The following is an 8063-nucleotide window of genomic DNA, read 5'->3' on the forward strand; positions in this document are numbered from 1 at the left end:
ATGGCCGGGGCGGTGGAATTCTTTCCGCCCGGCCGACTTCCGCCACGCTAGCAACGCTTTCCGGGCCGCCAGACGGTCGGCCGGTGATTTTGCAGCGATATGCAATCCGCCGCACCGGCGCGCTTTTCCGGCGCGCCGCACACTCAAATCATCCAGGAATTACCGGCCGCCGAAAGGGCCGTTTCAGCAAGCTGCGAACTACAGCGCTTTCCACGCGGCGACGACGTCGTCCGCGGCGCCGGGCGCCGCCATCGCGCGCCGGGCCACCACGAGGGCCTTCGGCCAGTTGACGGTCAGTACGGCGGCCAGCCGGTCCCCGCGCCGGTAGGCCACGGCGAACCGCCGCCGGGGGGCGTCCGCCCGCACCACGGTGGCCTCGTCGTCCGGGCCGGGCCGGCCCAGCAGGGTGATCTTGCCGCCGTACTGGTCGGACCAGACGAAGAAGTCGTCCTCGTACGCCACCGGTCCGGGTCCGGCGATGCTCCGGGCGACGGCGTCGGCCTGTCCCACGGCGCTGGTCCAGTGCTCCACCCGCAGGTGCCGTCCGAGGAGCGGGTCGTACCGGCGGGCGACGTCCCCCACGGCGTACACCGTGCGGTCGGCGTCGGCCGCGCCGTACTCGTCGCACAGCACACCGCCGTCGGTGTCCAGCGCGATCCCGGAACCCGTCCGCAGCCAGCCGGTGTCCGGGCGGACGCCGATGCCGACCACGACGGCGTCCGCGGGCAGCACCCGCCCGTCGGTGAGCGCCACCCCGGTGACCGACGGCTCGCCCACGAGGGAGGCGACCTGGGCGCCGGTGAGCAGGCGTACCCCGTTGTCCGCGTGCAGCAGGGCGAGTTCGGCCGCGACCTGCTGCCCCAGCAGCCCGGACAGCGGTGCGGGCAGGGCCTCCACCACGGTCACGTCGGCCCCCCGGGCGCGGGCCGTGGAGGCCACCTCGGCGCCGATGAAGCCGCCGCCCACGACGACCAGCCGGCCGTCGCCCACCCGGTCGAGGTCGGCCCGCAGGCCGTGGCAGTCGGCGAGGGTGCGCAGCACGTGCACGCCCCCGCGGGGCATGCCTGGCAGCAGACGGGGGGAGGCGCCGCAGGCGAGGACCAGCCGGTCGTAGCAGAGCAGGGTGCCGTCGTCGAGGCGCAGCCGGCGGCCGGCCGTGTCGAGTCCGGTGGCGGCGGCGACGCGGCGTCCGGCGTCCCACTGCGCGGGGTCGCCGAGCGAGGCCCGCCCGGCCTCCCAGTCGCCGGCCAGGATCTGCTTGGACAGCGGGGGCCGGTCGTAGGGGGCGTCCGGGTCGGGGTCGACCAGGGTGATCCCCCCGGTGTGGCCGGCCTCCCGCAGCGCGGCCGCGACACGGCTGCCGCCGACCGACGCGCCGACGACGACCACGTGCCCGGCGCTCATGACACGGCTCCCTCGGCCACCGCGTCGGTGGTGTGTCCGGCCAGGGCGCGCGGGGTGCGCAGCTCCAGCACGTCACGCAGCCCGAAGGTCAGGCCCTCCTTGCGGGCCTTGCCGGCCAGCCGAGCGGCGCGCAGGCTGTTCCCGCCGCGGTCGAAGAAGTCGTCGTCGAGGTAGACCGCGGGCAGACCGAGGACCTCGGCGAACAGGGCGCACAGCCGCCGCTCGGCCTCGGTCTCCGGGGCGGCGCCGGCCGGGGCGTCCTCGGCCGGCGGCTCCGGAAGCGCGTCCTTGTCGAGCTTCCCGTTGGAGGTCAGGGGCAGTTCGTCGACCACCACGACGGCCGCCGGGACCATGTAGGAGGGCAGCATTCCGGCCACCGCCGCGCGCAGCTGCGCCGGATCGGGGTGCGCGCCGTCCTCGGGGACGACGTAGCCCGCCAGATACCGGTCGCCGGAGCGGTCCTCGCGGGCGATGACGGCCGCCTGCCGCACCCCCGGCCGGGCGGCCAGCACCTCGGTGACCTCTCCGAGTTCGATGCGGTAGCCGCGTATCTTCACCTGGTCGTCGGTGCGGCCCAGGTACTCCAGCAGCCCGTCGGGCCGCGTCCGCGCGATGTCGCCGGTGCGGTACATCCGCCCGCCGCCGGGCGCGGCCACGAACCGCTCCGCGGTCAGCGCGGGGCGGCCCAGGTAGCCGCGCGCCACCTGGCCGCCGGCGATGTACAACTCGCCCTCGGTGCCGGGCGGGACCGGACGGAGCCGCTCGTCCAGGACGTGCAGGGCGCTGCCCGGGGTGGGCCTGCCGATCGGGGTGGCGCCGGGCTCGACCGGGTCGTCGGGGCCGAGGGAGAAGACGCAGCAGCCGACGGTCGCCTCGGTCGGGCCGTACTCGTTGACCACCGTCGCTCCCGGGTGGGTGCGCCGCCACCGCTCGACCACGTCGCCGATCAGCATCTCCCCGCCGACCACCAGTTCCCCGGTGGGCGACAGCTCGCTCGGCAGCGCGGTCAGCAGCGGCAGATGCGACGGGGTCGCCTTGACGAAGCCGGGCCGGCCGGCCGGCGCGCCGGGTTCCGGCTCCCGGTCCAGCGACCCGACGCGCACCTGGCCGCCCAGCAGCAGCGGCCCGTACAGCGCGGTCACCGTGAGGTCGAACGCGATCGGGGAGTGCAGCAGGGCGCTGTGCGCCAGGCTCGGGTAGGCGGCGCGGGCGAAGTCCAGGTAGCACAGCAGGGTGTCGTGCTGCACGGTCACGCCCTTGGGGCGGCCGGTGGAGCCCGAGGTGTAGATGACGTACGCGAGGTTCCGGGCGGTGAGCGGCGCCGGCCGGTCGTCGTCCGTGGGGTCGTGCGCGGGGCCGCCGGCCGCTTCGGCGGCGGCGACCGCGGCGGGGACGCGGACGGTGGTGAGGCCCTCGGTGCCGGGCCCGTCGTCCTGGACCAGCATCAGGTCGAGGCCGGTGTCCTCGACGATGAACGCCAGTCGCTCCGGCGGGCAGTCGTCGTCGACGGGGACGTAGGCGGCACCCGCCTTGAGCACGCCGAGCAGGGCGACCAGCAGGTCGGCCGACCGGGGCATGCGGACCCCGACGACCCGCTCCGGGCCGACGCCCCGGGCGAGCAGGTGGTGGGCGAGCAGGTTGGCCCGGTGGTTGAGCCCGGCGTAGTCCAGGTCCCGCCCACCGCAGTGGACGGCGACGGCGCGCGGGGTGCGCGCCGCCTGCTCCTGGAAGAGTGCGGGCAGGGACGGTTCAGCCATCGTGATGTCCTCTTGCTGTCCTCGTACGGGGAGAGTCGTCCGGGGTCATCCGGCGTGGTCCGCGGCCAGTTGCCGGATCGTCGGGCGCAGGTACAGGTCGCGCATGGCCACCGTGGCACCGCCGCGCCGGCGCAGGGCGGCGCCCACCCGCATGGCGAGCAGCGAGTTGCCGCCCAGGTCGAAGAAGTTGTCGTCCGGGCCGACGGGGACGCCGAGGACCTCCGCCCAGACCTCGAGCAGCGCCTGCTCGAAGGCGTCGCCGGACGGCGTGCCGGACGGGGCGCCGGACGCGGGCGCGGCGGCGGGGGCGGCCGGCGCGGGCTGGGCGGGTGCGGGCAGCCGGCGGGTGTCGAGCTTGCCGTTGGTGGTGAGCGGCATCCGGTCGAGGGCGGTGACCGTCGACGGGACCATGTACTCGGGGAGGAACCCGCTCGCGCGCTGCCGCACGGAGGCCGTGTCGTCGCCGTCCATCACCACGTACGCGTCGAGCTGCGCGGTCGCGGCGTCGTCGGGGTCGGTCCGGTTGAGCACCACGGCCGCGGCGGTGACCCGCGGGTCGTCCAGCAGCACCGAGCGGATCTCGTCCAGTTCGATGCGGAAGCCGCGCAGCTTGACCTGGCTGTCCAGCCGACCCAGGTGCTCCAGCCGGCCGTCGGGCAGCAGCCGGCCCATGTCGCCGCTGCGGTACTCCCGTTCGCCGGTGCGCGGGTCGGCCAGGAACCGCTGCTCGGTGAGCTCGGGCCGGTTGAGGTAGTGCGCGGCGACTCCGGCGCCGCCGACGTAGATCTCGCCGGCGACTCCGGCCGGGAGGGTCCGGCCCTCGGGGTCGGCGACCCGCACCGACCAGCCGGGCAGCGCGTGCCCGACCGACTTGGACCCGGAGAGCGCCTCCGCCCGGGTGACGGTCTGCGCGGTCACGTGCACCGTGGTCTCGGTGATGCCGTACATGTTGACCACCCGGCACCGGGTCTCCGGGTGCCGGTCGAACCAGGGCAGGAGCATCCGCGGGTCGAGCCCCTCGCCGCCGAAGACGACCAGGCGCACCGGGGCGGCCTCCGCGCCGTCCCGCTCGACCTCCACCAGGTGGGCGAAGGCCGACGGGGTCTGGCTGAGCACCGAGACCCGCTCCTTGCGCAGCAGCCGGTGGAAGTCCTCCGGCGAACGCGACACCCAGTAGGGCACGACGACCAGCCGGCCGCCGGTGAGCAGGCAGCCCCAGATCTCCCACACCGAGAAGTCGAAGGCGCTGGAGTGGAACAGCGTCCAGGTGTCGTCCTCGTTCAGGCCGAAGTCGTCGATGGTTGCGGCCATCAGGCTGAGCACGTTGACGTGCGGGACGACCACGCCCTTGGGGCGGCCGGTGGAGCCGGAGGTGTAGATGACGTACGCCGGGTCGTCGGCGCCGGTCTCCGACGGGGGCGGGCCGTCGCACCGCTCGGGGGCGTGCTCCGCGAGTTCCTCCAGGGACAGCACCCGGGCGGTGCCGCCGCCGGGGAAGCCGGCGCGGTCGGTGAGCACCGTGGTGAGTCCGGCGTCCTCCGTCGTGTAGGCCAGCCGGTCCTCGGGGTGGGCGGGGTCCATCGGCACATAGGTGGCGCCCGCCTTGAGGACCGCGAGCAGCGCCACGATCAGCTCGGTGGAGCGGTCCAGGCACACCCCGACGCGGTCGGCGCCGGCCACGCCCAGGGCGCGCAGGGCGTGCGCGAGCCGGTCGGCGCGGCGGTCGAGCTCGCCGTAGGTGAGCCGGGTGGCGCCGAAGCAGACGGCGACGGCGTCCGGCCGGGCGGCGGCGATCGCGGCGATCGCGGTGTCGACGCGCTGCGGCGGGAAGGACGGCAGCGGGGCGGTACGCCGGTGCGCGGCGAGGCGTTCGGCGTCCTCCTCGTCCCACGGCCGTACGTCGGCGACGGGGGTCTCCGGCGCCTCGGCGAGCGTCCGGTGCGCGTCGCGCACATGGCGCAGGAGCCGGTCGGCGATGTCGCCGGACAGCGTCCGCGGGGAGAAGTCGCAGCGCAGCAGCCGGCCGCCGGCCGGGTCGCGGTCCACGGTGACGGTCACCGGGAACGGCGGGCGCTGGAACGGCCGGTACTCGGCGCGTTCCGCGCCGGGCAGGGCGGCGGCCGGGTCCCGGTCGGCGAGGACCAGGCCCACGGCGGCGGCGCCGGCCGGGTCGGCGCCCGCGGCGGTGAGCGCGTCGCGGAGTTCACCGGTGTACCGGGCGGGCCCGGCGGCGAGGTGGGCGCGGAGTTCCTTGTCGGCGGCGCCGAGGGTGTTCTCGCCGTCGGCGACCACCGGGACCAGGGCGACGTGTTCGGCACCGGTGTCGGCGGCCGGGAGCAGGGCCGCGAGGACGGTCCCGCGCACGCCTTCGTAGCGGGCGAGGACGACACCGAGGGCGGTGGTCCAGCTCGCGGCGTCGGTGACGGGGTGGCCGTCGGGCAGCGGCAGCACCCGCACGTCGGCCGCGTCCGGTCCGTGCGCCCGCCCGAGACCCCAGACCGGCCGCGCCTCGGGAGCCCACTCGGCCAGCTCGGCGGCGCGCCGGGCGACATCGGCGGCGTTGCCGGCCGGGGCGGCGGGGGGCGTCCGGACATCGCCGGCGCCCGGGTGCGCGGCGGCGGAAGCGGTGGGGCCGGGGGCGATCCCCGCGAGGCCGTCGGCGGCGGAACCGGGGCCACTCGGGGCGGCGCCCGGGCCCGCCGCGGTCCGCGCGTCTGTCCCGGCGGGAGCCGCCGGGACAGCCCCGTGGCCCGAGGGGCCCGGGTCCGCGGCGGCGGAGGTCGGGCCGGGGGTGATGCCCCCGAGACCGTCGGCGCCCACGGACGGGGCGGCGTCGCCGGACCGCCCGTCGGAGGCGGCCCGGCCCTCCAACGCGTCGGCCGGAGCGGTGTCCGGGCCCTGCAACACTGCGGCCGGGCCGGCCGACCCGGAGCCGGTGCCCGTGTCGCCGAGGATGCCGGCCGCGAGGGCGTGCAGGGCCTCGGTGTTCGTGGTGGCGCGGTGGGCCACCACGATGAGGTCGGCGGCGCCGTCGGCGTACCGCAGGAGCACCGCCCGCGCCGGGGTGTCCGGGCCGGCGGGCAGCGGGCGGGCGAGTTCGCGCGCCCGCCACCGCTCGGCGGCGGGCTCGTCGGCCCGGCACGGCACCCGCTCGGTCCACAGCCGTACGGCTCCGGGAGAGAGCGCCGCCGAGCCGGCGGCGAGGCGCACGCGCAGTGCGTGGCACGACGGGCCGGCTGCGGCGAGGCCGCTGTCCGGGGCCCGCTCGGAGGTGCGGGCGGCGGCGTCCTGGTGAGAGATCGACACGACTGTGGTCCCCTAGGCGTGGTTGTGATGGCTCAGCGGGTGGTGAAGCCGCCGTCGACGGTCAGCACGGAGCCGGTCACCTGCCGGGACTCGTCGGAGGCGAGCCAGAGCGCGGCACCGGCCACGTCCTCCGGCTCGATCAGCGCGTTCATCGGCTGCGACTGGACGAAGGTCTGCTCGTGCTCGCCGACCGGCAGCTCCAGCGACCTGGCGATCTCGGTGAGCATCCGGCCCTCGGCCCGGCTGTCGTCGCGGATCGATCCGGGGCACAGGGCGTTGACGCGCACCTTCAGCGGCGCGTAGTCCAGCGCGGTCGCCCTGGTCAGCCCGATCAGGCCGTGCTTGGAGGCGGTGTATCCGGCGAAGTGGCGGTAGCCCACCAGTCCGGCGGTGGAGGCGACGTTGACGATGCTGCCGGAGCGCCGCGCGACCATGTGCGGGCCGACCAGCGAGATCATGCGCCAGGCGCCGGACAGGTTGACGTCGATCATCACCTGCCACTCGTCCTCGGTGATCTCGTGGGTGGTCCGGCCCGACGGCGCCACGATGCCCGCGTTGTTGACGAGGACGTCGATGGCGCCGAACCGGTCCAGCGTCTCGTCGACCGCGCCGCGCAGGGCGGCGCCGTCGCGGATGTCGGCGGTCGCCGTGAGCACGGCGGAGCCCTGCTCACGGCAGAGCCGCGCGGTGTGGTCCAGCTGGCTGACCGTGCCGAGCGGGTAGGGCACGCCGTCCACGTCACCGCACACGTCGAGCAGGGCGAGGTCGGCGCCCTCCCGGCTGAACGCCAGCGCGCAGGCCCGGCCGACCCCGCGCGCGGCTCCCGTCACGACGACGGTCTTTCCTTGCAGGCGCACCGGAACTCCTCAGAAACGGTCGGGGTGGACGTCGGCGAGCACGTCGATCAGGCCCTCGGGGTTGTCGACCAGGTACATGTGGCCGCCCTCGACCTCCACGAACCGGAACTCCCCGCTGGTGGCCTTGGACCACTCCATGGCCTGCTCGGTGGTGACCAGGGTGTCGGTGGTGCCGCGCACCGAGATGATCGGCGCGGCCAGCGGTACGTCGGAGGAGGGGACGTAGCTCTCGTGCATCTCGACGTCGGCGCGGAGCGTGGGCAGCAGCAGTTCCCGCATCTCCGGGTCCTCCAGCGCGTCGTGCCGGTAACCGGCGAACTCCTTGACGCGGTCCAGGAACTGGTCGTCGTCGAGTCCGCTCGCCCCGTTCTCGCGCCGGGTCCAGGGGCCCGGGGAGCCGCTGACCACGAGCGCCGCCAGTTCGACGCCGTCGGTGGCGGCCAGCCCGTGGGCGATCTCGTAGGACAGGACCGCGCCGAGGCTGTGTCCGAACAGGACGACCGGGCCGGCGCCCCGGACCCGCTCGAGCACCTCGGGCAGCAGCCCGTCGGCGGCCACGACCGCGTCGCGGTACGGCTCCTCGGCGAACCGCTGCTCACGGCCGGGGAGTTGCACGGCGGCGAGGTCGAACCGGTCCTGGGCGAGGGGCACCCAGGGGCGGAAGACCGAGGCGCCGGCCCCGGCGAACGGCACGCAGAGCACGACCGTCTTCGACATGGTGATTCCTTTTCTGTGCTGA

The 8063-nt window shown here is 75.7% G+C and carries 5 protein-coding genes; all 5 read right to left on the reverse strand.

Features of this window, described 5'->3' with window-relative positions; genetic code table 11:
• Positions 1 to 198: 198 nt before the first annotated feature.
• The 5 genes from CNQ36_RS10320 to CNQ36_RS10340 are packed head-to-tail and all read right to left on the reverse strand — an operon-like array spanning position 199 to position 8041.
• A complete protein-coding gene (locus CNQ36_RS10320) occupies positions 199 to 1404 on the reverse strand; it encodes an NAD(P)/FAD-dependent oxidoreductase (protein ID WP_121545757.1) in 1206 nt (401 codons plus the stop codon).
• A complete protein-coding gene (locus CNQ36_RS10325; protein ID WP_121545758.1) occupies positions 1401 to 3161 on the reverse strand; it encodes a non-ribosomal peptide synthetase in 1761 nt (586 codons plus the stop codon). The genes CNQ36_RS10320 and CNQ36_RS10325 overlap by 4 nt, the downstream gene beginning before the upstream one ends.
• 45 nt (positions 3162 to 3206) lie before the next feature.
• Positions 3207 to 6467, reverse strand: coding sequence for an amino acid adenylation domain-containing protein (locus tag CNQ36_RS10330; RefSeq protein WP_228312940.1), 3261 nt, complete (start codon positions 6465 to 6467; stop codon positions 3207 to 3209).
• 32 nt (positions 6468 to 6499) lie between these two features.
• On the reverse strand, positions 6500 to 7324 hold the full coding sequence (locus tag CNQ36_RS10335; protein ID WP_004931885.1) for a mycofactocin-coupled SDR family oxidoreductase: 825 nt from the start codon (positions 7322 to 7324) through the stop codon (positions 6500 to 6502).
• 9 nt (positions 7325 to 7333) lie between these two features.
• Positions 7334 to 8041 carry a thioesterase II family protein gene (locus CNQ36_RS10340; RefSeq protein WP_004931883.1) on the reverse strand — a complete coding sequence of 236 codons (708 nt, stop codon included), beginning with the start codon at positions 8039 to 8041 and terminating at the stop codon, positions 7334 to 7336.
• Positions 8042 to 8063: the final 22 nt, after the last annotated feature.

It is taken from the genome of Streptomyces fungicidicus (genome assembly GCF_003665435.1).
GTDB classification, from domain to species: domain Bacteria; phylum Actinomycetota; class Actinomycetes; order Streptomycetales; family Streptomycetaceae; genus Streptomyces; species Streptomyces fungicidicus.

Excerpts from the sequence above, each read along its gene's own strand:
- CNQ36_RS10320 (WP_121545757.1), bottom strand. The coding sequence starts at position 1,404 with ATGAGCGCCGGGCACGTGGTCGTCGTCGGCGCGTCGGTCGGCGGCAGC.
- CNQ36_RS10325 (WP_121545758.1), bottom strand. The coding sequence starts at position 3,161 with ATGGCTGAACCGTCCCTGCCCGCACTCTTCCAGGAGCAGGCGGCGCGC.
- CNQ36_RS10340 (WP_004931883.1), bottom strand. The coding sequence starts at position 8,041 with ATGTCGAAGACGGTCGTGCTCTGCGTGCCGTTCGCCGGGGCCGGCGCC.